The sequence below is a fragment of the Aliirhizobium wenxiniae genome (assembly GCF_019511445.1).
GTDB classification, from domain to species: Bacteria; Pseudomonadota; Alphaproteobacteria; order Rhizobiales; family Rhizobiaceae; genus Neorhizobium; species Neorhizobium wenxiniae_A.
The window spans coordinates 39828-65991 of record NZ_JAEUAN010000016.1; the positions used below are offsets into that span (position 1 = coordinate 39828).

A 26164-nucleotide genomic window follows, 5' to 3' on the forward strand; every position below is an offset into this window, starting at 1 on the left:
TTTCTCAAGTGACGTCACTGTATTCCGGCACAAGGCCAAGAATGACGTCCAATTATCTGTGGCGCAGGCCTTAGACCGGTTCCAGCGTCATGACAAGGCTGGCGTTCTGGCCGCCGAAGCCGAAGGAGTTCGATAGAACTGCCTTGGGCTGGCCGTCGCGCTTCACATTCGGCACCACATCGAGCTCGATCGTCGGATCGGGATTGGTGTAGTTGATGGTCGGCGGCAGCGTGCCGGTCAGCATGGTCTGGATCGAGAACACAGCTTCCACGGCGCCAGCGGCCGTCAGCGTATGACCGATCATAGACTTGTTCGACGAGGCCGGGATGTTCTTCATCCGGTCGCCGAAGACGGCGAGCATGGAACCGTATTCCATCTTGTCGTTTTCAGGCGTCGAGGTGCCATGGGCGTTGATATAGCCGATGCCGCTTTCGTCCATGCCGGCGTCTTCGAGCGCGGCACGAATGGTGGCGATTGCAGGGCCGCCATCCGGCGAGGACCGGGTGCGGTGGAAGTGATCGGCCTTTTCACCGAGGCCCTTGATGATGCCGAGGACCGTCGCACCACGTGCCAGCGCGGATTCGACCGACTCCAGCACCAGCGTTGCAGCACCTTCGGCGATAACGAAACCGTCGCGATCCTTGCTGAACGGCTTGGAGGCCTTTTCCGGCGGGTCGTTCTGGGTGGAGAGAGCAGAGAGCAGCGAGAAGCGCACCAGCGCCTCGACACTGACGGAGCCATCGGTCGCAGCAACCAGCGCCCGGTCGGTGCGGCCCTGGCGGATCGCCTCGACGCCGAGCTGGATTGCGGTTGCGCCCGAGGCGCAGGCAGTCGACAGCGTGACCGGCAGGCCGCGGGTGCCGAACATGTCGGCCAGACGTTCCGAGATCGAGCCGAACTGGACGGCTTCGAGGAAGACCGGATCCGGACGTTCGCGCATGGCAGTGAGGAAACGCTCATAGGCATCACCTTCGGCCTTCGACGGCGGCGAACGGTCAGCAAGAGCAAAACGATCATGCCATTCGGGTTCAACCGGCGGAGCCGCAAGGAAGAGCGGACCGTCGAAATCGCCGGAGAGGCCTGCTTGAGCCAGTGCTTCCTTCGTCGTTTCGCGGGCAAACGCAAAGGAACGCTCGACGGAATTGTTGGCTGGAACGGCGATGAAATCCACCGTGCCGCTGATGCGGGTTGACAAGCCATCGGTCGGGAAACGGGTGATCTTGTGGATGCCCGACGTGCCCGAAGTCAGCGCCGACCAGTTGTCGGAAAGGCCCTGGCCGAGCGAGGTGATGACGCCCATGCCGGTGACGGCTACGAGCGGGCGACCGAGATGATCGGTGAAGCGGTTGTCACTCATGATCTACTCCTTCACGCGTTCTTCGAGAGGACGGCAACGCCCTCGCCGCGCGTGTAACCGACCGTTGTAACCACGGCGTGATCTGCCGGCTTTGCCATCGGCTTTTCATTTGTCTCATCAAAGGCCGGCACGAGGCTCTGGCCATCCAGCGACAGGGCCGCCAGCGCCAGACCGAGCGGGAACTGCGCTTCCAGCGCGTGGCCGGTGACGCCACCGAACCCGCGGATCGCAGCGCCTGCAAATTCTTTCTCCAGCACCGTTTTTTCGCGGGTAGCGAGATCAACCAGGCCGCTCGCGCCCGAAAAAACCACCGTGTCTTCGCCGTTCAGGCCGGAGGCCGTAGCGGAAAGACGCGACAAGCGCTTCTCCAACTTGCCTTCGTCACGGTTACCGCGATCACCTTCGACGGCGTCGATGACGGCATAGATATGGGCGCCGCGGGCTTCGGCACGGGTCCGGGATTCGAGCACGAGGAATGCGCCGACCGAACCGGTGATCATCCCGCCGCCGTTATCGTTCGAACGGGACCAGAGCGGCTGCCATTCACCCGTTGCATGGGCACGGATGCCTTCGACGAGGAGCAGAATATCGGCGCGCTCGGCAATGAAAGCACCGCCGACGAGGCTGTGGCTCGACTGGCCGGCCTTGATGCGGTGATAGGCGGTTTCGACGGCGGAAATTCCAGCCGCCTCTTCGCCCATGAAGGTGCGCGAGGAACCGGTGACCTTGTGAACGATAGAGATGTTACCGGCCATCAGGTTTGAAAGCTGCGCGAGGAACAGCGTCGGGCGCAGTTCGGTCGTCAGTTTCTCGTTCAGGAGGATATCGCGATCATTGCGCTTCAGCGCTTCATCGACGATCAGCGAATCGACCTTGATATCGCGTTCACCACCACCGGCGGCGACGATCATGTCCATCGAGGCGCAGGCTTCCGCATCTTCCTTCAGGCCCGCGTCATCAAGCGCCAGACCGGCGGCAAAGACGCCGAGGCGCTGCCAGTTTTCCATCTGGCGCTGGTCACGCTTGACGATCTGGGCAGACCAGTCGATTTCGGGCAGCGGATGGACCGGATAGGGAGCGAAACGCTCGGCTTCGATGGCCGGCTTGGCAACTGCGGCTGCCGACAGGAGCGCAACATGCGCTTCCTTGCCGACGCCCTGGCAGGTGACGATACCGATACCGGTGATCACAACATCATTGTCAGACTTCATCTCTGTCCTCATTCGCGGACTAGCGGCCTCGACCGCGTCTTCAAGGCAAACCGCGATCCATCAGGATCGCGGTTCACGCTTCAATTGCTTGTTTCATCGCATGCCGTTGCAACGGTCGTGTTGCGCGCCGGCGCAATTTTCTTCAGGCGCCGGCATTCATGGCTGCAACCAAGCCGACTTCCTCGGCGCGCTTGCGCACGATCGGCGCCAGCGGGATTTCCGAAAACGGCATGGTACGCAGCTTCAACTGCGCATCACACACCTTCTTGCCGCCAGACGTAATCTTCGCCTTGGTGACGGCATAACCCGAGCCCTCGTGCTCCAGAAACGCCTCGATGTCGAGCACGGCTTCCGGCTCGACGAAAGAGCGCATCTTGGCGCCGTCGACAGACATCAGGAACGGCATGGCGGCAAAATCCGTCGCAGCAAGCACGAGCATGCCGGAGGCCTGCGCCATGGTTTCGATGAGAAGAACACCCGGCACAAGCGGCATGCCGGGGAAATGCCCTTCGAATACCGGGCTTTTCGCCGGCACAGTCGAGCGCGCCTTCAACGTCTTTCCATCGAGATCGAGTGATTCCACCCGATCGATCATCTGGAAATATTCAAGCAGCATGACAGATCAGCCCTTGGCTGCGCGCAGCTCGTCGATCTTGGCGCAGAGGTTTTTCAGGACGAAATATTCTTCCGTCGAAACCTTGCCCTCGTTGACTTCCTGGGTCCACTGCTCGAGCGGGATCTTGATGCCGAATTCCTTGTCGATCGCGAAGACGATGTCGAGGAAGTCGAGGCTGTCGATGCCGAGATCGTCGATCGTGTGGCTTTCGGGGGTGATGGTGTCCCGCTCGATTTCGCTGGTTTCAGCAATGATGTCGGCAACTTTGTCGAATGTAGCAGTCACGCCCATGTCCTTTGAAAATAGGTAATTCGTAGCCCCACATAGGGAAAACGGTTCCAAATGCCAATGGCTTCGTCTTTCAGGCGCAAAATTTGCACCGAAACTGTTGCCTAAACAGCAATCGTCCAGAGCGCAATGATGAAGGCTTGCGGCCTAGACCGCAATAGAGTGCCGACCACGACCGTTTTCAAGATAACGATCGAACGCCGCGGCGATGGTGCGGGTGAACGGGCGTCCCTCCGGGGTGATTGTGAATGACGCATTTCCGACACGACAGATATCGTCCGGATTGCTGTGGGCAAAAGCGCGAGCCTCAGCAATCAACGCATGAGCACCGGTCGGGAAATTTGCCAGCAAGGGCATGAAATCGAAGCCGAAATCGCACATCAGGCGCTCAATCACATAAGCACGCATACGATCGTCTTCCGACAATTCGATACCCCTCACCGCCGCCAGATTTTCACCTTCCACGATGCGCTGATATTCACCGGTGGCCGGCATGTTCTGCACATAGCCTTGCGGCAACTGGCTGATTGAGGAGGCTCCAAGACCGATCAGCGCATCGGCGCTATCTGTCGTGTAGCCTTGGAAATTACGCCGCAACCGGCCGGCTCTTGCGGCGACAGCCATAGAATCAGACGGTTTGGCAAAATGATCGATACCGATCGGCTGGTAGCCTGCATCCAGAAGCATCCGGGCGGCAAAATTGCTCTGACGGAAACGTTCGCCGACATCCGGCAAGGCCGTTTCGGGTATCATCGTCTGATGTTTCTTCATCCACGGAACATGCGCATAACCGAAAAGCGCAACACGATCGGGCGACAGGGACAGAATATCGGAAAGCGTGCGGCCAACGCCTTCAAGCGTCTGGTGGGGAAGCCCGTAAAGCACATCGCAATTGACCGAATTGACGCCGCGCGCCCGCACCGCGTCGACGACGGATTTCGTCTGCTCAAACGTCTGGATACGGTTGATCGCCTTCTGTACGGTCGGATCAAAATCCTGAACGCCGAGGCTGGCGCGCGTCAGGCCGATCGCGGCGAGAGCGTCGTATCGGGCTTCGTCCAGATCATTGGGATCCATCTCGACGCTGATTTCGGCATCGCCCGCAACATCGAACGATGCCCTCAGACAGGCCATCAGATCGACCATGTCCTCAGGCTTCAGCATGGTGGGCGAGCCGCCGCCGAAATGGATGGCAGTTACCCTGGCACCGGCAGGTATTTTGGCCCCGACAGCGGCAATCTCCTGGCGAAGAGATGCGAGATAGGTGGTGATCGGCTCGTAACGCAGCGTCTGCTTCGTATGGCAGGCGCAGAACCAACAGAGCCGGTCGCAATAGGGTATGTGAAGGTAGAGTGACAGATTGCTCGAAGAGCCGAGTTTTGACAGCCACTGCGAATAGATGTCGCAATTTACACCAGTGTGAAAATGCGGCGCAGTCGGATAGCTAGTGTATCGCGGCACAGAGCCCGAATATTTCGCAAGCAATCTTTCGCTCATCGCACACCTCTTCTCATGTGCCTCAAGAGCTACCTGCGGAATATTTTAGCGACTTTGACTTGGATCAAGCATGAGAAGAGCAACTGAACCAAGTTCGGACCATTAAACGCCGCCTGCAGCATTGCACCTCGATTCAGGTGCATCAGGGATGCTGTAGCTTTTGAGCAGTGCGTCAGGCACCCGAAAATCAATCCCGATTTTCGGGGCGGATGCGCCGGTGTGGGGGAATGGGAATGGATGCGCAGCTAAAAATACTGGACATTCACGAGGTGCCGCTCGTCTGTCGCGCCTGTGATGCCCGGCACAATGGCGTCTGTTCCACGCTTAGCCCGCTCCAGCTCAACGAACTGAACAAGCATTCCCAGCGCAAGGCCGTGGAGGCAGGCACCGAGCTTATCGGCCAGGGACAGCAGGTTCACTCCTATTCCAACATTCTCAGGGGCGTGATCAAACTGTCGAAAATCATGGCGGATGGACGCCAGCAGATCGTCGGCCTGCAATTTGCGCCGGATTTCATGGGCCGCCCTTTTCTTGGCGAAAGCCTGATGGCGGCGGAAGCGGCAACGGACGCTGAACTTTGCGTCTTGCCGCGAAAAATTCTCGAACGGATGATTGCCGAATCAGCCGAACTCGGCAGCCGCCTGCATAACCAGGCGCTAACGGAACTGGACGAAGCACGCGACTGGATGCTGACGCTCGGGCGCAAATCCGCCCGAGAAAAGGTGGCCAGCCTGCTGGTGCTGGTGGCATCCCACACGGACGGCGATCAGTTCGGTTCCTGCGCTTTCGAATTGCCGCTGTCGCGCGCCGATATCGCCGATTTCCTCGGACTGACGATAGAGACCGTCAGCCGCCAGATGACCAAGCTGCGCAAGGACGGGCTCATCCAGATCGAGAACAACCGGCAGATCTTTGTGCCGGATCTGGAAAAGCTGGCCGTGACTGCGGGCGGCGACTGACCGCCCGCGTCATCTTCATGCGAGAGAGTTAAGGCGCGCGTCCTTCAACGAGAACGGCGCGGATAGCTTCCAAAACTCCATCCGGCTGAACGCCGGTGCCGATGATCTGGCTCGGCACGCCATCCCATGCGCTGCCGACGAACTTGCGTCCTTGATCCGGCGCCTGGATGGTCTTGCCATCGGCCAGGCCGCCGCAAACCACGCGGACCGGGCCGGTGCGAACCTCGAAAAGATGCGGTTCGGTGAGATAGACGCAGGCGCAACTGTCATGCAGCGCCATGCCGTCAAGGCCGACGCGCTGGCGATAGAAGTCGATGTAATATTGCGAGAGGTCCGACAGGAGCTTGAGCTCCGAAGGTCCGGCCTCGACCATTTTCGCCAGATAGTCCGACGACATGGTGGTTTTCAGGGTCACGTCGAGACCGATGATCGTCACTTTCCAGGGGGCGGTAAAAACGACATCGGCGGCTTCCGGATCACCGTGGATATTGGCCTCGGCCGCCGGCGTGACGTTGCCGTTGACGTCGAAGGCGCCGCCCATGATGACCACTTCCCTGACCAGGCTTGCGAATTCGGGATCGGCCTTCAGCGCCAGTGCGAGGTTGGTCATGCGGCCGACGGCGACAAGCGTGACATTGCCGGGATCGGCCCTGACCGTATCGATGATGAACTGCGCCGCCGAGCGCTCGTCGAGAGGATGGTCGATTTCCAGTGGAACGCCGATATTGCCGAGACCGTCCTCGCCATGCACGACCGGCGCGAAATGTGCGGCATCGCGGCCATCGTCATAGGCCCGCCCTGCCCCCTTGGCGATCGGTGCCTCGATATTCCACTTCTGATGCAGGAACTGTGCGTTTCGGGTGGTGATCTCGATCGGCGCATTGCCGAACACCGTCGTGACCCCAACGAGATCTATGCCCGGATGCCGATGCAGATAGAGGAGCGCCATGGCATCATCCACGCCGGGGTCGGTGTCGAATATCACTTTGAGCATGCGGGCTTATCCAGTCTTTCATACGAATGCGAAGCCGCGCACCATAACGGCATTCGAACGAGGCGCAATCCCGCAGACGCCCACTGCTCCGACTGGTGCAATCCCGCTGTGCTCACTGGCGCAACGCAGAACGGCTATGCAGTCGAGTGGACTTGCCCGACCGGGCGTTCCGTGGAAGAAGGCGGCTCCTTCCTGAAATTACCCCTCCTCCGAGCCTCATCCCGTGCCCGATATCGCATTCGAACTTCTGTTCCTCCTGTTTCTTGCCGCCGTTTTCGCCGGTTTCGTCGATTCGATCGCCGGCGGCGGCGGACTGATCACCATTCCCGTTCTGCTGATTGCAGGCATACCGCCGCTGGAGGCGATCGCGACCAACAAGCTGCAAGGCCAGTTCGGCGCAGCCTCGGCAACGATTGCCTATGCGCGCAAGGGCCATATCAACCTGCGCAGCCAGTTGCCCATGGCGCTGACGGCTGCTGTGGGTGGTGCCGTGGGGGCAGTGCTTGCCTCGATCGTGCCTGCCTCGGCCCTGGCAGCCGCTATCCCTTTCCTGCTTATCGCAATCGCCCTGTTCTTCGCCTTCAAACCCAGCCTTTCGGATGCGGATGGTCGGCGGCGGGTGACGCCGTTTGTCTTTGGCCTGACCGTCGTGCCGCTTGTGGGACTTTATGACGGCGTTTTCGGGCCGGGTGCAGGCTCGTTCTATATGCTGGGATTCGTGCTTCTCGCCGGTTTCGGCATGCTGAAGGCAACCGCCCATACGAAGCTCATCAATTTCGGCTCGAATTTCGGCTCATTCCTGGTCTTCGTCGCGACAGGATCGATCCTTTGGAAAATCGGACTGATGATGGGTGTCGGCCAGTTCATCGGCGCCCAGATCGGTTCCGGATTGGCAATGAAAAAGGGCGCCAAGATCATCAAGCCGCTTCTGGTACTGTCATGTCTGGTGCTGGCGACAAAACTGTTGACTGACCCGAACCACCCTGCCCGGCTCTGGCTCGGCTGGTAAGCCGTCAGCCCTTCATGCGAAGAGGCAGGCCGGCGGCGACGAAAAACACCTCGTCGGCTGCGGCCGCCATCTGCTGATGCAGCCGTCCGGCGTGATCGCGAAACTCGCGCGCCATCCTGTTCTCAGGCACGATCCCCAGGCCGACTTCGTTCGAAACAAAGATGATTTTGGCTTCGAGGCTCAGGAGTTGTGCGGCGAGGTCAGCGGAACGCGCCGGGATGTCCTCGCCTGCCATCATCAGATTGGTGACCCAGAGCGTCAGGCAATCGACGAGGACAACGCGTCCAGGCCTGTCGATTTCCCGAAGTGTGCGGATCAGTTCGACAGGCTCTTCATGCGTCACCCAGGACGGTCCGCGATCGTCCTGATGGCGGACTATCCGCTCACGCATCTCGTCGTCATAGGCGCGACCGGTCGCGATATAGTGGCGCTCAAGGCCAGTCGCCTGCGCCAGGCGCTCGGAGAAAGCCGATTTGCCGGAACGGGCACCACCAAGTACGAGAGCAGTTTTGCCGGATAGGATCATTGGGGAAAGGTCGCGTGGAGGCCAGACGAAACCGGACGATTCGTAGATGTCAGAGGCGTCCGGTCCGTGTTCGGGTTTGTCTGGATTCGCATTGCAGATGAATGATCGGACGTGCTTGGCGGGAAGTCAACCGGTCTCGTTGAACGGGAGCCGATTACCGGCGTTCGGCGCATTTGGACGCACTATTCACTTTGCGACATCGAGTGACGATTTGCGGCGAGGCGCGGCGTGTTCTTCGGCGTATTGGATCGACAAAAGACAAGGCTTCGCGACGAGATCGCAGCCACCGAGGAAACACCCACATGCTCTACGTATTCAGGAACAATAACGGCCTGCAGATCGCCTGGAATTCGGAGGCTCCCAAGGCCTTCAGGAACGCGCGTCCGTCAGACAGCACACGACGCATGTCGATCTTCGGATTTATCAGAACCTCGAATTCCGGCTGAATTCGGCCTGCTCCGCTTTCACTGTTTTTCCAACCGTGTCTTTTACGGTTGGAAACTGTTGATCGACGCCCACGGCAATGCGGCAAGTCGCAAAATGCGGCAAGCGGCCATCGTGAATTTTCGATACAGGGAGCGGCTTGAAGCCGTAGAAGGGGCGACCGGCACGCATTACAATAATCCGGCGCCACTGACGGGACTTTCGTCCGCGTCCCAACATCTAGCGTGACTTCCTTACCGGATGGTTATTGGCGGGTGCGAAGGCAGCCTTTAATGTTGCTCCAAAGCGGTTTTTTTCACTGCGCTGTAATTTTCTCAGATTTTTTTCCACGCCGCTAATCGGCTATAACACGTCAAAACTCGGGCGTGACTTTGCCGACATTTCTGATCGCACCCAAATTGCCCAGAGACGGACAGCGCGATTAGGCGGCATTTGACCGTTTTTAGGCCTTCATCGCACACAAATCATTCTCTTCCAACGCGTTACGAGAAAATCTCGGATAAGCGGCGCTGACAGCTGCTGTTGATTTATTTGATTTAAGCCGTAGGCTGCCCGTGCTGACAGAAAAATGCGCCCTATCTGCGGCTTTTGACAGATAGAAAAAGACGCATGGGGACAGCGACCATTCAGAGGGCGCGATCCTGTCGCTCCCAGGCGCTTTCATTACGGATTTCGGTAGCACCGGCTCCACGTATCGATTGTCAACACTAAGACTGGGAGGTCTTACGATGAAAAAACTCCTCGCTTCCACCGTCTTTGCAGCCGGTCTTTATGGGTTTGCCGGGGCAGCCTATGCGGACTGTGGTTCAATCTCGATTGCTGAAATGAACTGGGCCTCGGCCGGCGTCGCCGCCAATGTCGACAAGATCATTCTTGAAGAGGGTTACGGCTGTACCGTCGAGCTGGTCACCGGCGACACGATGCCGACCTTTACCTCGATGAACGAAAAAGCCCAGCCGGACATGGCGCCGGAATTCTGGGTAAATGCCGTGCGCACCCCGCTCGATGCTGCCGTCAAGGAAGGCCGTCTCATCGAGGCTGCCGAAATTCTCGCCGACGGCGCGGTCGAAGGCTGGTGGATACCGAAATTCCTCGCCGACGCCCATCCCGACATCAAGACAGTCGAGCAGGCGCTCCAGCATCCCGAACTTTTCCCTGCTCCCGAAGATCCGTCCAAGGCTGCCGTGACCAACTGCCCGTCAGGCTGGAACTGCCAGGTTTCGACCGCCAATCTCTACAAAGCACTCGGTGCCAAGGACAAGGGGTTTGACCTTGTCGATACCGGTTCGGCTGCAGGCCTTGATGGCTCCATCGCCAACGCATTCGAGAAAAAGACCGGCTGGCTGGGCTATTATTGGGCACCGACCGCCATTCTCGGCAAATACGAGATGGTGAAACTGTCCTTCGACGTGCCGCATGACAAGGCAAACTGGGATGCCTGCACCGCCGTGCCCGATTGCGCCGACCCCAAGGTCAATTCCTACCCGACTTCGCAGGCATTCACCGTCGTGACCAAGGCCTTCGCCGACAAGGCCGGCGTTGCGATGGACTACATCAAGGCCCGCAAGTGGACCAATGCCACGGTCAACGGCATCCTTGCCTGGCAGACCGACAACCAGGGTACCAATGCCGACGCTGCCAAGCATTTCCTGGAAACCCAACCGGATGTCTGGACCAAGTGGGTCTCTCCGGAGATTGCCGAAAAGGTCAAGGCATCGCTTTGATACGGACGAGAGAGGTGGCGGATCACTGCCGCCTCTCGACCGGATGACGTCGCAAAGCGCGACAACATGATGTCGTTCATGGAAGGGCGGCGCGCAAAGTCGTCCGCAATGATTGCCTGCCCGAGCTAAAAGGCGATGCCGGAAAGCCATGCCGGCGAGACGCTTCGACAAGACTGCACGGGCGAGATCAAAACAGGCAAAACAAGGGGAAAAGCATGGCTATCTGCGAGTTTCTGCCGCGAGCCTTCTGTCGGTTCCCGGCCATCAGCGACAGCACCATCCGCCAGCTACGCCAGGTGATCGACGACGGTTTCAGGGGACTTGTGCGTGAATACGGCTACATCATCGACGCGCTCAAGGCGCCATTGCAGTGGTTCCTGAACTATCTCGAGAGGCTGTTCACCACCTCTCCCTGGACGGTGGTTCTGATCGTCATGCTGTTGGTCGTCTATTTCGGTAGTCGCAGCATCCGCATCACCATCGGCACGGCGATCGGCATGCTGCTCATCGGCCTGTTCGGCCTGTGGGAAGATACGATGACGACACTTGCGATCGTTACCGTATCGACCTTGATCGCGATCATCATCGGTCTGCCGATCGGTATCCTGATGGCAAGGTCGGAGCGCGTGCAGGGCGTGATCAATCCCATACTCGACGTGATGCAGACGATGCCAAGCTTCGTTTATCTCATTCCGGTCGTGGTGATTTTCGGCATCGGCAAGGTGCCGGGTCTGATTGCGGTGGTCATCTATGCCGTTCCGCCGATGATCCGCCTCACCAATCTCGGCATCAGGCTGGTCGACAAGGAAGTGCTGGAGGCGGCCGATGCATTCGGCTCATCGCGTGGCCAGAAACTGTGGAACGTGCAGATGCCGCTGGCGCTGCCGACGATCATGGCCGGTATCAACCAGACGATCATGATGTCGCTCGCCATGGTGGTCGTCGCCTCGATGGTCGGCGTCGGCGGGCTGGGCCGCAATACGCTGCAAGCGATCAACAACCAGTTCTTCACCTTCGGCTTCCTCAACGGTTTTGCACTGGTGGCGATCGCCATCATCTTCGACCGGACGAGCCAGGCCTTCGGCAAGCGTCTTCAGCGTCATACGGAGGTGGTGCATGGCTAGTCACGGCATCGAGATCAAAGGCCTCTACAAGATCTTCGGATCGAATGCCCGCCAGCATGTGGAGGCCGTCAGAAACGGGCTTTCCAAGGCGGAACTCAACGAGCGCTACGGGCATGTGCTGGGGCTGAAGGATATCAACATTTCCATGCCGGCCGGCGGCATTACCGTTGTCATGGGTCTATCGGGTTCGGGAAAGTCGACACTGATCCGTCATATCAACCGGCTGATCGAGCCGACTTACGGTGAAGTCGTCTATGACGGGGTCAATGTCTGCGGCATGAACGAGCGGGATCTGCGCGAATTCCGCCGCCATAAGACGGCGATGGTGTTCCAGAAATTCGCTCTTTTGCCGCATCGCACGGTGATCGAAAACACCGTCTACGGGCTCGATATCCAAGGCGTTTCCCGCTCGGAAAGCCTGAAGAAGGGACAGTACTGGATCGACCGGGTGGGCTTGTCCGGGTTCGAACATCACTATCCGAACCAACTCTCCGGCGGCATGCAGCAGCGCGTTGGGCTTGCACGGGCTCTCACCAACGATGCCGACATCCTGCTGATGGATGAGGCTTATTCGGCGCTCGATCCGTTGATCCGCGTCGACATGCAGACCGTGCTTCTCGACCTGCAGGCGGAACTGAAAAAGACCGTGGTCTTCATCACCCATGACCTCGACGAAGCACTCAGGCTTGGTGATAAGATCGCCATTCTCCGCGATGGTCAGGTCGTGCAGCAAGGAACCGGGCAGGAAATCGTGTTGTCACCAGCCGATGACTACATCACCGCCTTCGTCAAGGAGGTGAACCGCGGCCGTGTGATCCAGGCCAAGACGGTGATGAAGCCGTTCGACGGAGCGGCTGATGGAGTACGTATCGAGGCGACCACCACGCTCGAAGCCGCCGCCAAAGCGATGACCGAGAGCGGCCAGACCAAGGCAACGATCATTGACGAGGCGGGAACGCCGATCGGCACACTCGACCTGCAGACGATGATGGCAGCGATGGTGACGCCTGCCGGTTCCGACGCATCGATGATGGCCGCCGAGTAAAGACGGAAACAGAAGCGCCGGCGTCGCAGCCGGCGCATGCCCTTTTTCTTGAAAGGATATAAAGGGATCTTTATATCTGATATTCAGCTTTCAGGAGGGTGCCATGCCGACAACCAATCCATTGACTGCTCTGATTGCCGAAAAAGGCTTTCTTCTGGCGGATGGTGCGACTGGAACCAATCTGTTTGCTGCGGGTCTGGAAGCCGGCGAAGCGCCGGAATTGTGGAACGAGGCGAATCCGGAGCGGATTACAAAACTGCATCAGGATTTCGTCGATGCGGGTGCCGATATCATCCTCACCAACACGTTCGGCGGCACGCGCCACCGGCTGAAGCTGCATCACGCTCAGGACCGGGTATTTGACCTCAACAAGCGCGCTGCAGAGATTGCCCGTGCAGTGGCCGACAATGCCGGCCGAAAGGTGATCGTCGCGGGCTCGGTCGGGCCGACCGGTGAATTGCTGATTCCGCTTGGAGCATTATCCTATGAGGATGCAGTTCAGGCCTTTGCCGAGCAGATGGAAGGATTGAAGGCCGGCGGGGTTGATGTCGCCTGGATCGAAACCATGTCTGCAGCCGACGAAATTCGGGCGGCGGCGGAAGCGGCGGTAAAGGTCGGCCTGCCCTATACTTATACCGGATCGTTCGACACGGCCGGCAAGACGATGATGGGCTTGAACCCCAAGGATATCCACGGGGTTGCCGCCGATATCGGCAGCGGACCGGAAGCCGTCGGCGCCAATTGCGGCGTCGGAGCATCCGACATTCTCTCTTCGCTGCTCGACATGACGGAAGCCGACCCGGATGCGATCACTATCGTCAAGGGCAATTGCGGTATTCCGGAATTTCGTGGCTCGGAAATCTATTATTCCGGCACGCCGCCGCTGATGGCGGAATATGCACGGCTTGCCCGCGATGCCGGCGCAAAGATTATCGGCGGATGCTGTGGTACGTCCTGCGAACATCTGGCGGCAATGCGTTCGGCTCTCGACGATTATACACCGCGTCCTCGCCCGACGATCGAGGAAATCGTCGACAAGATAGGCCCGCTCCGCAATAAGATGGCCAGCGAATCCGGTGGCGATTCCGGCCGGGAGCGCCGTCGTCGCCGGGGCTGAAGGCAACGGGGACTTTGAAGCATGACCAGCGTATCGACAATCGGAAGCCGCGAAACCATCGCCGAAGGACTGACCGATCTTTCGGACGAAAAACAGGGCTGGCTGAAGCTGTTGATGGAAAACCCGGTGCAGGACGACCTGATGCTGGCCGGTCTGCATCTCTATCTCGACAAGGCTTCCGAAGCGCGGTTCCTGAACACGCTGAAGCTAGAGAAATGCGGCGAATGGCTGGGCAATGCAGCCCCTGACCGCCTGCAGATCCGTCTGGCCGAAGCGGCAAAATCCGGTCAGCATCCCGCCTATCAGGCTTTCAAGCAGGGCCTGACCCGCTCCGGCGGTCTGGAGCGGGCCTACCCGAAGGCACCCGTATAAAACGTCTCTTCTAATGCTTTAGCGTATCGGCGAGCCGGACCAGATCGAGAAATCCGGCTCGATAACCGAACGGGTCTTCGCCTCTGGCATTGCGGGCAATGTCGAGGATCGAGCCGTAGGAATAGGCGTCCAGCGCCTGGGTGCTGCGCAGCTTCTGCCCGAAGGCGGCGACGGCTGTGGCAAAGCGGACGTCCTGCGGGGCAGCGTTGAAATCACCGACAGAATTCGCCTGCGTTACCGCCGTGGTGATGAGTTTGCTCGTGTCACCATCCGGTTGCTTGTAGCGGATTTTTACGAAGGCCAGTTCATCGGAGGCTGATGCGGGCGGCGTTTCGGCAGATGGCTTTCTGTAGCGCAGCGGATCGTTGAGCACGGCCTCACTGCCCTTCGGCGTCACTTCGTAGATTGCCGTCACCGTATGGCCGGAACCGATGTCGCCGGCATCGACGCGGTCGTTGTTGAAATCCTCACGCCGCAACGCCCGGGTCTCGTAGCCGATCAGCCGGTATTCGGCGATCCGGTCCGGGTTGAACTCGACCTGGATTTTTACGTCCTTGGCGATCGGGAAAAGCGTCGACCCCGCCTCTTCCACCAGAGCTTTTTGCGCTTCGGCCAGCGTATCGATATAGGCCGCCGTGCCGTTGCCGTTCTGGGCGAGCGTCTGCATCAGGCTGTCGTTGAGATTGCCCTGGCCCAAACCGAGAACCGAAAGATAGATACCGTCGCGGCGGCGATCCTCGATCAGGCGCTTAAGATCCTCATCGCTCGATGCACCGATATTGAAATCGCCATCCGTGGCCAGCATGACGCGGTTGACGCCATTCTTGATGAAGGCCTGGCGCGCCAAGCTGTAGGCGGCCTCGATCCCTTCTGCACCGGCCGTCGAGCCGCCCGGTTGCAGCGTGTCGATGGCGTTCAGGATTTTTTCACGCTCGCCTGCCGATGTAGGCTCAAGCACCGTGCCGGCGGAACCGGCATAGGTGACGATCGAGACCTTGTCCTCAGGCCTGAGCTTGCCAAGCAGAAGGCGGAAGGCGCTTTTGAGGAGCGGCAGCTTGTCGGGCGCGTTCATCGAACCCGAGACATCGATCAGGAAAACCAGATTGGCGGGCGGTGCCGCTGACGGTGCCACGTCATATCCCTTAATTGCCACACTCATCAGCTGTGTGCCGGTGTTCCAAGGCGTCGGCGTCATGGTGACGGTGGTGCGGAACGGTGTGTCGGCCGATTGCGGACGCGGCCAGTCATAGGGGAAATAGTTGACCAATTCCTCGACACGAACGCTGTCGGGATCCGGAATCAGCCCCTGCAGCAGCGCACGACGGACAATCGAATAGGACGCCGTGTCGACATCGACGGAGAAGGTCGAGACCGGATCGGTGGCGACGCTCTTGACCGGATTGGTGTCGGCATTGGCGAAACGATCACGACCTTGATCAGGCGGTGCGATGGCATCAAGGGTCGCGATATTGCCGTAACGCGCATCCGCCTGAGGCGCGGCACCAGAGGCCAAGGGGGCAGCGGGTGAAGGTGACACAGGCTCGACCATCGGCACTGTCGATGGCTTGGCCAGCATCTGGGAAGACCGCTTCGCGCCTCCTCCGGATGCACCTTCACTGTTCAGCGACCTCGCGACTTCATCCGCGGTGAAGTTGCTTTGCTGCCGGACATCCGGGCTGCTCTCCTGTTTTTGAGCCTGTGGTGCGGGTGTCTCCGCCGGCGGCGAGGCAGAAATTTCGGTCGCGACCGGCAGGCTGCCGCGGGTCAGCTCGAAAGTGAGATAGGCGGCAGACGGAACGAGCAGAAGCGTGGCGAGCGCCGAGCCTGCGAGATAATGATGCCGGGTAATCATGTTGTTGCTCCAGATCCGGTTGAGGATGGAGCTTTGACGGCGCAGCCAGCTTGTTCCTTGGGTCTGGTCCGCATTTTTTTCCTCGGCATCGAAAGCCTGCATGGCGGCGGATAGCGCGCGCGAACGCGCAGCCTCAGACGGCTTGGGGGCCGGCGGACTGTTCCGCAATCTGTCGAATTCATCGGTCATGATCAGACTGCCTCCTTCCTCAGAAGGTCCTTCAATCGTTTGCGCGCCTCGTGCAGGTGCCAGGACACGGTCTTTTCGGAGCAGCCGATGACATCAGCCGCCGCTGCGTGACTGAGACCCTCGGCATAAACGAGCAGGACCGCGTCACGCTGCTTTTCGGGCAGGGTGCGGACAGAGGTCCAGAGAGCGTCATCGCAGTCATCCTCGCGTTCGTGGGCTGCCGAGATGTAGAGCGGATCGTTTGCCAACCGTTTTTCATCACGGCTGCGGCGGGCGGCCTGGCGCTGATGGTCCCGTACCGCATTCAGCGTCAGCGTGTAGAGCCATGTGCGGAACGAGGATTTCCCCTTGAAGCCGCGAACCGCCCGCGCCAGGCGAATGCAGACATCCTGGGCTATATCCTCGGCATCGCTTGCAACACCCGACCAGCGCCAGGCGACCGAATGGATGAAATCGTAATGCGCCTCGATCAGTGCCGAGAATGCATCCCGGTCACCTTCGCACGCTTTCTGGAGGATTTCGGCGTTCAAGCTCGTCCCGTCCGCTTACCTGTCATTTGGAGCTTAGACGTTGGGCGAAAGAAAATCCTTGGGGTGATGGCGAAAAAAATCCGAGAGCCGCCGTACCTGCAACGGCAAAGGCCGGCCCCGTCATGTGGAGCCGGCCTTTAGTGGCGGTGTTTATCGCTTTTGCGACCGGTCAGGCCGGGTCACGCCGCGACGGCAGCTTCGCGCACATCGTCGAACAGAAAGTGAGCAACGACATATTTCGTTGTGTAGGCCACACCGCTGTCGGAGACATCCTCAACAGACCCGCCATCGGCCGGATGCCAGGCGTGATAATGCGGATTGTTGGTAATCAGAGTGATTGCCTTGCCGGCGAAACGTCCATCCAAGCGGTAGCGGGCCTCTGCGAGCGGCCAGATCCGTTCGAAATCCTGCTGCGACAGGCGAACCTTCAAGGCCGGCCGGTGGATCGCGTCGAGTTCCACCCCATCCTCGTTGACCGTGGCCGGAGCCTCCAGCATGACCTCCTCGGCACCATCCAGAACATAGTCAAACTCATCGGGCCACATGCGTTTCATACAGTCACTCCTCCCAGGTGGTTTATGTCAGGCAATATGAATGTAGCGCGACTGTCATCAGACGCAACGTCTCTGAGACCTGATGTCGATTTTGACGCGCCTCAGCCGAGCGCAGCCATGTGGAATTTCAGTTGTTCCACCGGATAGCGATACTGCACGCCGACCGGACAGGCATTGCGCGCGGCGCAGCCGGAGATCATGCAGCCGCGCTGTCCCGAAGGAGTTGCGAGATGGCTGCGGCAGGCAGAAACGGCGAAATCCGCAGGATTGGGAGCGATCGCAGAAACGGGACAGGTGGTCAGACAGGGCTTTGTATTACAGCAATCGCAAGCATGTCCCATATCAGTGACTACATTCTCTCCAGCCTTCACTGCAAAACCGATTGCACCGCGATAACCATGCCAGAGACCGTATTCGGGATGGATCAGGATGCCGAGCGGAGACGGTTTCAGCCCTTCAGCACGCATCGCCCATTGCTGGAACGGCTGCCAGGGTTGATCGGAGGGGAAATAGGCGGTGCCGCCGAGTGACTGCGCCAAAGGACCGATGATCTCTTTCGACCAGGTGTCAAGCGGATCGGGGCCATCATAGCGGGCCTTCCACCGGGAGAAAGCCGGCCAGATGGAACCGCCGGCATTACCGAGCAGCACGACCGATGCGGCATGGCTGCCATCGGTGAGCAAAGGCCCCTCGCCCAAAGAGAAATCCACCACACCGCGTATAAAGATGCCGCTCGGCTTCAGGGCGGCCTCGATCTTGCGACAGATGGGTGAAGGGCCGCTCATCGGTTCAACGCGGCCCCTTGTATTCGTAATGCGGTCGCCAGACGCTGCCTTGAATGAAGTCGGCAACCTGCCTCGCACCGCCTTGCTCCCTGGCGGCCTCGGGCTCTCTTCAAGTGAAGGCGTCGGGCATCGAATCCTTGCGATCCTTGATGAAGGCAAGAAGCGCCTCGTCGATCGCCGGATCGAGCGGCGGAGCCTCGTAATTGTCGAGCCAGGTGCGGCATAGCGCATTGGCACGGTCCTCGATGCGCTTGGAGCCTTCGATTTCCCATTGCTCGAAGGAATTATTGTCGGCAAGTGGCGAGCGATAAAAGGCCGTCTGGAAATGCGCCTGAGTGTGCGAGCAGCCGAGATAGTGACTGCCCGGCCCGACTTCGCGGATCGCATCGAGTGCCTGTCCTTCGGCAGACAGATCGACGCCTTCCGCCATCTTCTGCATCATGCCGAGCTGATCCTGGTCGATCATGAATTTCTCGTAGGACGAGACGAGACCGCCTTCTAGCCAGCCCGCGGCGTGGAGGACGAAATTGGTGCCGGCGAGAAGCGTCATGTTGAGTGTATTTGCCGATTCGTGGGCTGCCTGAGCATCGGGCACCTTGGACGCGCAAAGCGAGCCGCCGGTACGGAACGGCAGGCCGAGGCGGCGGGCAAGCTGGGCTGCGCCATAGGAGACGAGCGATGGCTCCGGCGTACCGAAGGTCGGAGCGCCTGACTGCATGGAGATCGAGGCGGCGAAAGTACCGAACAGAACGGGCGAGCCGGGGCGGATGAGTTGCGTGGTTGCGGCACCGGCCAGAACCTCGGCCAGGATCTGCGTCAGCGTTCCTGCAACCGTGACCGGGCTCATGGCACCGGAGAGGATGAAGGGCGAGACGACAGACGCCTGATTGTGACGCGCATAGACCTTCAGCGCGCCGAGCATGGTGCCGTCCAAGACCATCGGCGAATTGGCATTGATGAGGTTGAGCGTAACGCAGTTGTTTTCGACGAAATCATCGCCGAAGACGAGCTTGGCCATAGCGATCGTGTCTTCGGCCCGTTCGGGCGCGGTGACCGAACCCATGAAGGGTTTGTCGGAATATTTGATATGGCTGTAGACCATATCGAGATGGCGCTTGTTGACCGGCACATCGACCGGCTCGCAGACCGTGCCGCCCGACGAGTGCATAGACGGCGCCAGATAGGAGAGTTTGACGAAATTGCGAAAATCCTCGATCGTCGCATAGCGCCGGACACCATCAAGATCGCGGACGAAGGGTGGACCGTAGACAGGCGCAAAGATCGTCGCCTTGCCACCGACATGGACGTTGCGCTCCGGATTGCGCGCATGCCAGGTGAATTCGCTCGGCGCGGTCTTCAGAAGTTCGCGGCAAAGGCCTTTCGGAAAATGCACGCGGCTGCCGCGCACATCGGCACCGGCCTTGGCCCAGAGTTCCAGCGCTTCCTCGTCGTCACGGAACTCGATGCCGATCTCTTCGAGGATCGTGTCGGCATTGCGCTCGATCAGTTGAAGCCCCTCTTCGTCGAGGACTTCGTAAGCGCCGATCCTGCGGGTGATATAAGGCAGGGACGCGCCGGGGCCGCCGCCGGTGCGGGCCGCGCGCCTGCCGGCTGCGCCCCGTTCGCCACGACCGCGCCGTCCGGAACCTCCGCCCACGTCCGTCTGCTGGCTGATGTCGTCCATGATCTTCCTCACCTTGATCTCACCTGCTCTTCTGACCGGTCATGCTAGGCCCCCGCAGAGCGACGCTCCTGCCTTTCTGCGTCACGCGCTTGTGCGAGACAGACATTCTATCATGCGCCGTCGAGTGTCGCTTTCCGACGTGCGACGTCGCTTACGAAAGAAAACGCGAAACAAAATACGGTTAGACATAGTTGCGGGTATCGTTACGATCTGGGCGATCCGGAACATCGCCCCCAACCAGGGAAGAGAATTCATGTCCGACGACGACATCATTCTATCGGAGCTTTCCGACGAAGAACTCGTTCAGCAGATGCATGACGATCTCTATGACGGTCTCAGAGAAGAGATCGAGGAAGCAACCAATATCCTGCTGGAGCGCGGCTGGACGCCCTATGACGTCCTGACCCAGGCTCTGGTCGAGGGCATGCGGATCGTCGGAATCGATTTTCGCGACGGCATTCTCTTCGTCCCGGAAGTGCTACTCTCCGCCAATGCGATGAAGGCCGGCATGGCGATCCTGCGGCCGCTTCTGGCCGAAACCGGCGCACCGAAACTCGGCAAGGTGGTGATCGGCACGGTGAAGGGCGATATCCACGACATCGGCAAGAACCTCGTCGGCATGATGATGGAGGGCGCGGGCTTCGACGTCGTCGATCTCGGCATCAACAATCCGGTCGAGAACTATCTCGATGCGATCGAGCGCGAAAAACCGGACATCCTCGGCATGTCGGCGCTTCTGACGACGACCATGCCCTATATGAAGGTCGTGATCGACACGATGAAGGAAAAGGGCATTCGCGACGATTATGTCGTGCTTGTCGGCGGAGCGCCGCTGAACGAGGAATTCGGCAAGGCTGTCGGTGCCGACGCCTATTGCCGGGACGCGGCGATCGCTGTCGAAACCGCGAAGGATTTCATCAGCCGCCGTCACAACCGGATGGCCGCAGGCGCGTGACAGTCGGCCACCGCGCCGGTTGCGGCACGGCGGCGTTCTGTCTCTGATCGCTTAGCGGGCCGCCGCGTTATCGACCCGGCGACCGGCATCCTGGGTAGCGTTGACGGTATTGGCCGCATCCTGCCCCATGCCACGGATCGTATTGCCGCAGGATGTGAGGGAAGCCGTAATTGCGAAGAAAGCAGCGACAACGGTGACTGTCTTGGCCGTCATGATGGAATACTCCGATGGGTAAGGATCAAAATGTGCCGGAAAGTGATTTTCCGGCTATGGAACGTTCAAGTCGCGAAAAAGTTCACGTGATCGCGTGCGGAGCGATCGCACGGGAAATTCTGGCCGTTTCCCGGCAACAGGGGCTCGACCATATCGACCTCAACTGCCTGCCCGCGATCTGGCACGCCTATCCGCAAAAGATCGTTCCAGGCCTCGAAACGGCCGTCGCCGAGGCTCGGCAAAACGGGTTCGAGCGGATCTTTTTCGCCTATGCCGATTGCGGCACCGGAGGAGAGATCGACCGGCTGTGCGAGCGTGAAGGTATTGCCCGGATAGAAGGGCCGCATTGCTATTCATTCTTTACCGGCAATGAAGCCTTCAATGACAAAGCGGACGATGATCTCCTGTCCTTTTTCCTGACGGATTTTCTCGCACGCCAGTTTCGCGCCTTCGTCATCGAGCCGCTTGGCCTCGATCGTCATCCAGAACTGAAGCCTATGTATTTCGGCAATTATCGGAAGCTGATCTATCTCGCGCAGGAAGAGGACGAGGCGTTGCAGCGCAAGGCGCGCGAGGCGGCGGACTATCTCGGGCTGGAATACGAATACCGATTTACCGGCTATGGCGACCTTACTTCGGCGATGCGCTTGGCGTGAGCTGTTTCCCGCCAGCCATATGAAAGCGTCTGGCGTCGCTTTTTGTCATCTGCGACGTCGTGCGAAGCACAGAGCGAACCGCAAGGCCGGTGCATGTTCAAGCAGTAATCGGAGGAATTCATGGCGGATCGCATCGTCGTCTTCTGGCGGGATATCCCGGCCCAGGTGATCATCAAAAAGGGACGGCAGACCGCCAAGCGCGAGCTTTCCCTGCGCTTCACCGAGGCGATCGACATGTGCGCCATGCGCACCGGTGCTGCCGAGACGGACGATTATCTCGCCGAATGGCGCAAGGCGGATCCTGTGCCGGTGTCCGACGATCTCGAAGCAGAGGCCGATGCGGCGGCGACAGAACTTGAAGCCGCTTATGACAAGGACAGGCTCGTGGCGCTGGTGAAAGCCGGCGGCCGGGAAAGCGCATAAACGACTATCGACCGTTCCATCACTTCCCCCTTAGCCGGAGATCGCAATGACACGCACCATAGTCGCATCCGCAACCCGGGAAATCGTGATCGGCTTCGACCAGCCTTTCTGCGTCATCGGAGAGCGGATCAACCCGACCGGGCGCAAGAAGCTGGCCGCCGAGATGATCGAGGGCAATTTCGACACGGTCATCAAGGACGCGCTGGAACAGGTGGCGGCCGGAGCGACGATGCTCGACGTCAATGCCGGCGTCACCTCCGTCAATCCCAACGAAACGGAGCCGGGTCTTCTGGTGCAAACGCTGGAAATCGTCCAGGGACTGGTGGATGTGCCGATCTCGATCGACAGTTCGGTGACGGCGGCGATCGAAGCGGCGCTGAAGGTCGCCAAGGGGCGGCCGCTGATCAACTCGGTTACCGGCGAAGAGGAAAAGCTCGAAGCGATCCTGCCGCTCTGCAAAAAATACGACGTGCCGGTGGTGGCGATCTCGAATGACGAGACCGGGATTTCAATGGATCCGGATGTGCGCTTTGCGGTGGCCAAAAAGATCGTCGAGCGGGCTGCGGATTATGGGATCAAGAGCCATGATATCGTTGTCGATCCGCTGGTGATGCCGATCGGAGCGCTCGGCTCCGCAGGCCTGCAGGTGTTTGCGCTGCTCAGGCGCCTGCGCGAGGAACTGAAGGTCAACACGACCTGCGGGCTTTCCAACATTTCCTTCGGCCTGCCACATCGCCATGGCATCAATGCCGGCTTCATTCCGATGGTGATAGGCGCCGGCATGACATCGGCGATCATGAACCCCTGTCGGCCGCAGGAAATGGAGGCGGTGCGCGCGGCAAACGTCTTGAACGGCACCGACCAGAATTGCGGCAACTGGATCATGACCTACCGCGATTACAAGCCTGCGGAAGGTGGTGCGGCGGCGGCCACCCCTGCCCCATCTGCCGGTGGCGGACGGCGTGGTGGAAGGGCGGCAAGGGCAGGTTTAGCGGCGAGGACGGAGTAAGCGAACAAGCATGGCTGACGCATCCCATAGAGATCCTCTCGTCCTGTTCATGCCATCGGGCAAGCGTGGCCGGTTTGCGGCCGGAACACCCGTGCTCGATGCCGCGCGCCAGCTCGGGGTCTATGTGGAGAGCGTGTGCGGCGGGCGGGCGACATGCGGGCGCTGCCAGATCTCGGTGCAGCAAGGCCATTTCGCCAAGCATGGCATTGTCTCGTCGGTCGATCACCTTTCCGAGGTGGGACCGAAGGAGGAGCGTTACGACCGGGTGCGCGGACTGCCACAGGGGCGCAGGCTTTCCTGTTCCGCCCAGATCCTCGGCGACCTCGTCATCGACGTGCCTCAGGATACGGTGATCAATGCGCAGGTGGTGCGCAAGGCAGTCGATGAGCGGGTGTTCGACCGAAATCCGGCGGTGCGGATGTGTTATGTCGAGGTCGAGGAACCCGACATGGAAAAGCCGCTCGGCGATCTTGACCGGTTGAAGGCGGCACTTTCCGCCGACTGGCATTTCGATGATGTGGAGGTGGATTTCCATCTTATCCCACAGATCCAGCAGATCCTGCGCAAGGGCGAATGGAAAGTGACGGCGGCGATCCACAAGGACCGGGAGGACGAGCGCCCTCGCCTGATCTCGCTTTATCCTGGCCTGAAAAACGAGGCCTACGGGATCGCCTGCGATATCGGCTCGACCACGATCGCCATGCATTTGTCGTCGCTTCTGTCCGGCCGGACGGTCGCATCGGCCGGCACGTCCAACCCGCAGATCCGCTTCGGTGAAGACCTGATGAGCCGCGTCTCCTATGTGATGATGAACCCGGACGGGCGCGCGGCGATGACGGATGCTGTGCGCCAAGCATTGAACGGGCTGATCGACAGGGTTTGCGCCGATGGCGACGTGTCGCGCGAGGATATTCTCAACAGCGTGTTTGTCGGCAATCCGATCATGCACCATCTTTTTCTCGGGATCGATCCGACGGAACTGGGTGGCGCGCCGTTTGCGTTGGCGGTCTCGGGTGCAGTCGAGGTGAAATCATCGGAGATCGGTCTGCCGATGAATGCCGGTACGCGGACCTATCTCCTGCCCTGCATTGCCGGGCATGTGGGCGCGGATGCGGCTGCCGCTACGCTCTCTGAGGGGCCGCACCGGCAGGACGAGATGATGCTGCTGGTCGATATCGGCACCAATGCGGAAATCGTGCTTGGTAATCGGGCTCGTGTCGTTGCCGCATCTTCCCCCACCGGTCCGGCCTTCGAGGGCGCGGAGATCTCGTCAGGCCAGCGGGCGGCTCCGGGTGCGATCGAGCGGGTGCGGATCGATCCGGTCACGCTCGAGCCGCGTTTCAGGGTGATCGGCGTCGAACCATGGTCGGACGAGTCCGGATTTGCCGAGGCCGCGGCACAAGTCGGCGTAACCGGCATTTGCGGTTCGGCGATCATCGAGGTGATCGCCGAGATGTATCTTTCGGGGATCGTTTCGGAAGATGGTGTCGTCGATGGCGGGCTCACTGCCCGCAGTCCGCGTATTCTCGAAAATGGACGGACCTTCTCCTATCTCCTGCATGACGGATCACCGCGGATCACCGTGACGCAGAATGATGTGCGCGCCATCCAGCTTGCCAAGGCGGCGCTTTATGCCGGTATCAAACTGCTGATGGACAAACAGGGCGTCAGCCATCTCGACCGGATCGGGCTTGCAGGCGCATTCGGCACGTTCATCGATCCGAAATATGCGATGGTGCTGGGGCTTATCCCCGACTGCGATCTTAATCAGGTCAGGGCGGTCGGCAATGCTGCGGGCACCGGCGCACGCATGTGCCTGCTCAATCGCGATTACCGCCGCGAAGTAGAAAGAACCGTCAGAGAGATCGAGAAGATAGAGACCGCGCTTGAGCCGAAATTCCAAGATCACTTCGTGGCCGCGATGGCGCTGCCGAACAAGATCGACGCCTTCCCGAACCTCGGCATGGTCGTCTCATTGCCGGAACGGAAGGTTTTGGCGGATGCCGGCGGCGAAGGCGGACGCAGAAGGCGCCGTTCACGCGACACATGAACGACGCCCTATAATTCTCTGTTTTTATAGAATTCAGGCAGCGACCGATTCCAGAGAACCGAAAGCATCCTTGATGCTCTCGGCAACCGCTTTTGCAGGAATGGAGAGGTTCGGCACGGTCAAAAGCCGGATATCGAAGGTGATGAGATCCGGCATTCCCTCCTTGGGACCAAGGATCTGCATGTCCTCCGTGATGTAGGACAGCGGAAAAGGCGCGATCGCCAGATCGGAAACGACAGCGGCACGCTGCGCCATCGTGTGAGCGCTGGCATAGGCTATGCGATAAGGCCGTTTCTGCTTGTCCAACTGGGCGATCGCATCATTGCGCCAAACGCAGCCCTCTTCCCATACGGAGATGGGAATCGGATCGCGCAGATAGGCATTGCCGCATTTTGCCCCGGCCCAGACGAGCTTTTCCGTGTGGATGATCTCGCCGCCAGTCGGAAACGGGCGAGTGGCGCAATTGATGAGCGCCAGATCAAGCCGCTGCTCCTCCATACGCTTGCGCAACAGCGTGCTCTGATCGACGGTCACATCCACCATGATGCCGGGAAAATGCTCGCCGAAATCCTTGAGGATCTTAGGCAGCAACCTTTCAGAGATATCGTCCGGTGCGCCGAGGCGCACGACGCCGGACAGTTCCGGCATGACAAAGCGCGAAACAGCCTCGTTCGACAGCGCCAGCATCCGCCTCGCATAAGAGAGAAGTATCTCACCATTCTGGGTGAGCGTGACTGAGCGCGCATCACGCAGAAAAAGCGTCGATTTCAACTGCTCTTCCAGCTTTTTGATCTGCATCGAGACGGCCGAGGGTGTTCGCAGTACGACATCGGCAGCCGTCGAAAAATTGCCGGTCTCGGCAATGGCGACGAAAGTGCGCAGGACATCATTATCAAGCAATGGCAGCGGCGTTCTGAACGGTACGGTCATCGATGCACCCATCAAATTTTCTGAACTTAAAGACCATATCATTTCGTTTGA

Annotated in this window: 27 protein-coding genes; 12 read left to right on the forward strand and 15 right to left on the reverse strand. The window is 59.6% G+C overall.

The window, feature by feature from the left end:
- Positions 1-70 precede the first annotated feature (70 nt).
- The 5 genes from JNB91_RS19155 to hemN all read right to left on the reverse strand — a co-directional run bounded on the left by JNB91_RS19155 (position 71) and on the right by hemN (position 4969).
- Positions 71-1357 (reverse strand): beta-ketoacyl-ACP synthase, encoded by a 1287-nt coding sequence (locus JNB91_RS19155; protein ID WP_220327090.1) that lies wholly within the window; start codon positions 1355-1357, stop codon positions 71-73.
- Positions 1358-1368: 11 nt separating this feature from the next.
- Positions 1369-2568, reverse strand: coding sequence for a beta-ketoacyl-ACP synthase (locus JNB91_RS19160; protein WP_220327091.1), 1200 nt, complete (start codon positions 2566-2568; stop codon positions 1369-1371).
- A 142-nt stretch (positions 2569-2710) separates the two neighbouring features.
- Positions 2711-3184, reverse strand: a complete 474-nt coding sequence (locus JNB91_RS19165; RefSeq protein ID WP_220327092.1) for a 3-hydroxyacyl-ACP dehydratase FabZ family protein — start codon at positions 3182-3184, stop codon at positions 2711-2713.
- A 6-nt stretch (positions 3185-3190) separates the two neighbouring features.
- A complete protein-coding gene (locus JNB91_RS19170; protein WP_220327093.1) occupies positions 3191-3475 on the reverse strand; it encodes an acyl carrier protein in 285 nt (94 codons plus the stop codon).
- 144 nt (positions 3476-3619) lie between these two features.
- A complete protein-coding gene (gene hemN, locus JNB91_RS19175; RefSeq protein WP_220327094.1) occupies positions 3620-4969 on the reverse strand; it encodes an oxygen-independent coproporphyrinogen III oxidase in 1350 nt (449 codons plus the stop codon).
- Between the two features lie 233 nt (positions 4970-5202).
- Here hemN and JNB91_RS19180 point away from each other — a divergent pair, with 233 nt between their 5' ends.
- Entirely contained in the window at positions 5203-5928 is a 726-nt protein-coding gene (locus JNB91_RS19180; RefSeq protein ID WP_220327095.1) for a Crp/Fnr family transcriptional regulator, read from the forward strand.
- Positions 5929-5956: 28 nt separating this feature from the next.
- Here the strand turns inward: JNB91_RS19180 and JNB91_RS19185 are convergent, their stop codons facing one another.
- Positions 5957-6922 carry a nucleoside hydrolase gene (locus JNB91_RS19185; RefSeq protein WP_220327096.1) on the reverse strand — a complete coding sequence of 322 codons (966 nt, stop codon included), beginning with the start codon at positions 6920-6922 and terminating at the stop codon, positions 5957-5959.
- A gap of 223 nt (positions 6923-7145) precedes the next feature.
- Here JNB91_RS19185 and JNB91_RS19190 point away from each other — a divergent pair, with 223 nt between their 5' ends.
- Complete coding sequence (locus tag JNB91_RS19190) at positions 7146-7931, forward strand: TSUP family transporter (protein ID WP_220327097.1); 786 nt, start codon at positions 7146-7148, stop codon at positions 7929-7931.
- A 4-nt stretch (positions 7932-7935) separates the two neighbouring features.
- Here the strand turns inward: JNB91_RS19190 and cobU are convergent, their stop codons facing one another.
- Both cobU and JNB91_RS19200 read right to left on the reverse strand, forming a co-directional pair.
- Positions 7936-8457: a bifunctional adenosylcobinamide kinase/adenosylcobinamide-phosphate guanylyltransferase gene (gene cobU / locus JNB91_RS19195; RefSeq protein ID WP_220327098.1), complete on the reverse strand. Its 522-nt coding sequence runs from the start codon at positions 8455-8457 to the stop codon at positions 7936-7938.
- A 423-nt stretch (positions 8458-8880) separates the two neighbouring features.
- Positions 8881-9072: a hypothetical protein gene (locus tag JNB91_RS19200; protein WP_220327099.1), complete on the reverse strand. Its 192-nt coding sequence runs from the start codon at positions 9070-9072 to the stop codon at positions 8881-8883.
- 557 nt (positions 9073-9629) lie between these two features.
- Between JNB91_RS19200 and JNB91_RS19205 the strand changes: the two genes are divergently transcribed.
- The 5 genes from JNB91_RS19205 to JNB91_RS19225 all read left to right on the forward strand — a co-directional run bounded on the left by JNB91_RS19205 (position 9630) and on the right by JNB91_RS19225 (position 14283).
- On the forward strand, positions 9630-10625 hold the full coding sequence (locus JNB91_RS19205; RefSeq protein ID WP_220327100.1) for an ABC transporter substrate-binding protein: 996 nt from the start codon (positions 9630-9632) through the stop codon (positions 10623-10625).
- 215 nt (positions 10626-10840) lie between these two features.
- The gene (locus tag JNB91_RS19210) at positions 10841-11749 is read left to right on the forward strand and encodes an ABC transporter permease (RefSeq protein ID WP_220327101.1); all 909 of its coding nucleotides are present in this window, start codon (positions 10841-10843) and stop codon (positions 11747-11749) included.
- Positions 11742-12794 (forward strand): quaternary amine ABC transporter ATP-binding protein, encoded by a 1053-nt coding sequence (locus JNB91_RS19215; protein ID WP_220327102.1) that lies wholly within the window; start codon positions 11742-11744, stop codon positions 12792-12794. The genes JNB91_RS19210 and JNB91_RS19215 overlap by 8 nt, the downstream gene beginning before the upstream one ends.
- A 103-nt stretch (positions 12795-12897) precedes the next feature.
- On the forward strand, positions 12898-13911 hold the full coding sequence (gene bmt / locus JNB91_RS19220) for a betaine--homocysteine S-methyltransferase (RefSeq protein WP_220327103.1): 1014 nt from the start codon (positions 12898-12900) through the stop codon (positions 13909-13911).
- 21 nt (positions 13912-13932) lie between these two features.
- On the forward strand, positions 13933-14283 hold the full coding sequence (locus JNB91_RS19225; protein WP_220327104.1) for a hypothetical protein: 351 nt from the start codon (positions 13933-13935) through the stop codon (positions 14281-14283).
- A 10-nt stretch (positions 14284-14293) separates the two neighbouring features.
- On the opposite strand, the gene JNB91_RS19230 is transcribed toward JNB91_RS19225, so the two are convergent.
- From JNB91_RS19230 to JNB91_RS19250, 5 genes are all read right to left on the reverse strand, one after another.
- Entirely contained in the window at positions 14294-16324 is a 2031-nt protein-coding gene (locus JNB91_RS19230) for a VWA domain-containing protein (RefSeq protein ID WP_223218279.1), read from the reverse strand.
- A gap of 2 nt (positions 16325-16326) precedes the next feature.
- Positions 16327-16854 (reverse strand): RNA polymerase sigma factor, encoded by a 528-nt coding sequence (locus JNB91_RS19235; protein ID WP_220327105.1) that lies wholly within the window; start codon positions 16852-16854, stop codon positions 16327-16329.
- A 179-nt stretch (positions 16855-17033) separates the two neighbouring features.
- The gene (locus JNB91_RS19240; protein ID WP_220327200.1) at positions 17034-17399 is read right to left on the reverse strand and encodes a hypothetical protein; all 366 of its coding nucleotides are present in this window, start codon (positions 17397-17399) and stop codon (positions 17034-17036) included.
- A gap of 110 nt (positions 17400-17509) precedes the next feature.
- On the reverse strand, positions 17510-18193 hold the full coding sequence (locus JNB91_RS19245) for a 4Fe-4S dicluster domain-containing protein (protein ID WP_220327106.1): 684 nt from the start codon (positions 18191-18193) through the stop codon (positions 17510-17512).
- 109 nt (positions 18194-18302) lie between these two features.
- Positions 18303-19877, reverse strand: coding sequence for a trimethylamine methyltransferase family protein (locus tag JNB91_RS19250; protein WP_220327107.1), 1575 nt, complete (start codon positions 19875-19877; stop codon positions 18303-18305).
- Between the two features lie 253 nt (positions 19878-20130).
- On the opposite strand from JNB91_RS19250, the gene JNB91_RS19255 reads away from it, so the two are divergent.
- Entirely contained in the window at positions 20131-20832 is a 702-nt protein-coding gene (locus JNB91_RS19255; protein ID WP_220327108.1) for a corrinoid protein, read from the forward strand.
- Positions 20833-20883: 51 nt separating this feature from the next.
- On the opposite strand, the gene JNB91_RS19260 is transcribed toward JNB91_RS19255, so the two are convergent.
- Entirely contained in the window at positions 20884-21045 is a 162-nt protein-coding gene (locus tag JNB91_RS19260; protein WP_220327109.1) for an entericidin domain-containing protein, read from the reverse strand.
- Between the two features lie 14 nt (positions 21046-21059).
- On the opposite strand from JNB91_RS19260, the gene JNB91_RS19265 reads away from it, so the two are divergent.
- From JNB91_RS19265 to JNB91_RS19280, 4 genes are all read left to right on the forward strand, one after another.
- Positions 21060-21701 (forward strand): DUF1638 domain-containing protein, encoded by a 642-nt coding sequence (locus JNB91_RS19265; protein WP_220327110.1) that lies wholly within the window; start codon positions 21060-21062, stop codon positions 21699-21701.
- Positions 21702-21821: 120 nt separating this feature from the next.
- Positions 21822-22124, forward strand: coding sequence for a virulence factor (locus tag JNB91_RS19270; RefSeq protein WP_220327111.1), 303 nt, complete (start codon positions 21822-21824; stop codon positions 22122-22124).
- Positions 22125-22170: 46 nt separating this feature from the next.
- Positions 22171-23133 (forward strand): methyltetrahydrofolate cobalamin methyltransferase, encoded by a 963-nt coding sequence (locus JNB91_RS19275; RefSeq protein WP_220327112.1) that lies wholly within the window; start codon positions 22171-22173, stop codon positions 23131-23133.
- 10 nt (positions 23134-23143) lie between these two features.
- Positions 23144-25183 (forward strand): ASKHA domain-containing protein, encoded by a 2040-nt coding sequence (locus tag JNB91_RS19280; protein WP_220327113.1) that lies wholly within the window; start codon positions 23144-23146, stop codon positions 25181-25183.
- A gap of 33 nt (positions 25184-25216) precedes the next feature.
- On the opposite strand, the gene JNB91_RS19285 is transcribed toward JNB91_RS19280, so the two are convergent.
- On the reverse strand, positions 25217-26155 hold the full coding sequence (locus tag JNB91_RS19285) for a LysR family transcriptional regulator (RefSeq protein ID WP_220327114.1): 939 nt from the start codon (positions 26153-26155) through the stop codon (positions 25217-25219).
- Positions 26156-26164: the final 9 nt, after the last annotated feature.

What these genes read in the sequence shown, in the direction of transcription:
- JNB91_RS19155 (WP_220327090.1), bottom strand. Translation starts at nt 1,357, where the DNA reads ATGAGTGACAACCGCTTCACCGATCATCTCGGTCGCCCGCTCGTAGCC.
- JNB91_RS19160 (WP_220327091.1), bottom strand. Translation starts at nt 2,568, where the DNA reads ATGAAGTCTGACAATGATGTTGTGATCACCGGTATCGGTATCGTCACC.
- JNB91_RS19165 (WP_220327092.1), bottom strand. Translation starts at nt 3,184, where the DNA reads ATGCTGCTTGAATATTTCCAGATGATCGATCGGGTGGAATCACTCGAT.
- JNB91_RS19170 (WP_220327093.1), bottom strand. Translation starts at nt 3,475, where the DNA reads ATGGGCGTGACTGCTACATTCGACAAAGTTGCCGACATCATTGCTGAA.
- hemN (WP_220327094.1), bottom strand. Translation starts at nt 4,969, where the DNA reads ATGAGCGAAAGATTGCTTGCGAAATATTCGGGCTCTGTGCCGCGATAC.
- JNB91_RS19180 (WP_220327095.1), top strand. Translation starts at nt 5,203, where the DNA reads ATGGATGCGCAGCTAAAAATACTGGACATTCACGAGGTGCCGCTCGTC.
- JNB91_RS19185 (WP_220327096.1), bottom strand. Translation starts at nt 6,922, where the DNA reads ATGCTCAAAGTGATATTCGACACCGACCCCGGCGTGGATGATGCCATG.
- cobU (WP_220327098.1), bottom strand. Translation starts at nt 8,457, where the DNA reads ATGATCCTATCCGGCAAAACTGCTCTCGTACTTGGTGGTGCCCGTTCC.
- JNB91_RS19200 (WP_220327099.1), bottom strand. Translation starts at nt 9,072, where the DNA reads ATGCGTGCCGGTCGCCCCTTCTACGGCTTCAAGCCGCTCCCTGTATCG.
- JNB91_RS19205 (WP_220327100.1), top strand. Translation starts at nt 9,630, where the DNA reads ATGAAAAAACTCCTCGCTTCCACCGTCTTTGCAGCCGGTCTTTATGGG.
- JNB91_RS19210 (WP_220327101.1), top strand. Translation starts at nt 10,841, where the DNA reads ATGGCTATCTGCGAGTTTCTGCCGCGAGCCTTCTGTCGGTTCCCGGCC.
- JNB91_RS19215 (WP_220327102.1), top strand. Translation starts at nt 11,742, where the DNA reads ATGGCTAGTCACGGCATCGAGATCAAAGGCCTCTACAAGATCTTCGGA.
- bmt (WP_220327103.1), top strand. Translation starts at nt 12,898, where the DNA reads ATGCCGACAACCAATCCATTGACTGCTCTGATTGCCGAAAAAGGCTTT.
- JNB91_RS19225 (WP_220327104.1), top strand. Translation starts at nt 13,933, where the DNA reads ATGACCAGCGTATCGACAATCGGAAGCCGCGAAACCATCGCCGAAGGA.
- JNB91_RS19230 (WP_223218279.1), bottom strand. Translation starts at nt 16,324, where the DNA reads ATGACCGATGAATTCGACAGATTGCGGAACAGTCCGCCGGCCCCCAAG.
- JNB91_RS19240 (WP_220327200.1), bottom strand. Translation starts at nt 17,399, where the DNA reads ATGTGGCCCGATGAGTTTGACTATGTTCTGGATGGTGCCGAGGAGGTC.
- JNB91_RS19245 (WP_220327106.1), bottom strand. Translation starts at nt 18,193, where the DNA reads ATGAGCGGCCCTTCACCCATCTGTCGCAAGATCGAGGCCGCCCTGAAG.
- JNB91_RS19250 (WP_220327107.1), bottom strand. Translation starts at nt 19,877, where the DNA reads ATGGACGACATCAGCCAGCAGACGGACGTGGGCGGAGGTTCCGGACGG.
- JNB91_RS19255 (WP_220327108.1), top strand. Translation starts at nt 20,131, where the DNA reads ATGTCCGACGACGACATCATTCTATCGGAGCTTTCCGACGAAGAACTC.
- JNB91_RS19260 (WP_220327109.1), bottom strand. Translation starts at nt 21,045, where the DNA reads ATGACGGCCAAGACAGTCACCGTTGTCGCTGCTTTCTTCGCAATTACG.
- JNB91_RS19265 (WP_220327110.1), top strand. Translation starts at nt 21,060, where the DNA reads ATGGGTAAGGATCAAAATGTGCCGGAAAGTGATTTTCCGGCTATGGAA.
- JNB91_RS19270 (WP_220327111.1), top strand. Translation starts at nt 21,822, where the DNA reads ATGGCGGATCGCATCGTCGTCTTCTGGCGGGATATCCCGGCCCAGGTG.
- JNB91_RS19275 (WP_220327112.1), top strand. Translation starts at nt 22,171, where the DNA reads ATGACACGCACCATAGTCGCATCCGCAACCCGGGAAATCGTGATCGGC.
- JNB91_RS19280 (WP_220327113.1), top strand. Translation starts at nt 23,144, where the DNA reads ATGGCTGACGCATCCCATAGAGATCCTCTCGTCCTGTTCATGCCATCG.
- JNB91_RS19285 (WP_220327114.1), bottom strand. Translation starts at nt 26,155, where the DNA reads ATGATATGGTCTTTAAGTTCAGAAAATTTGATGGGTGCATCGATGACC.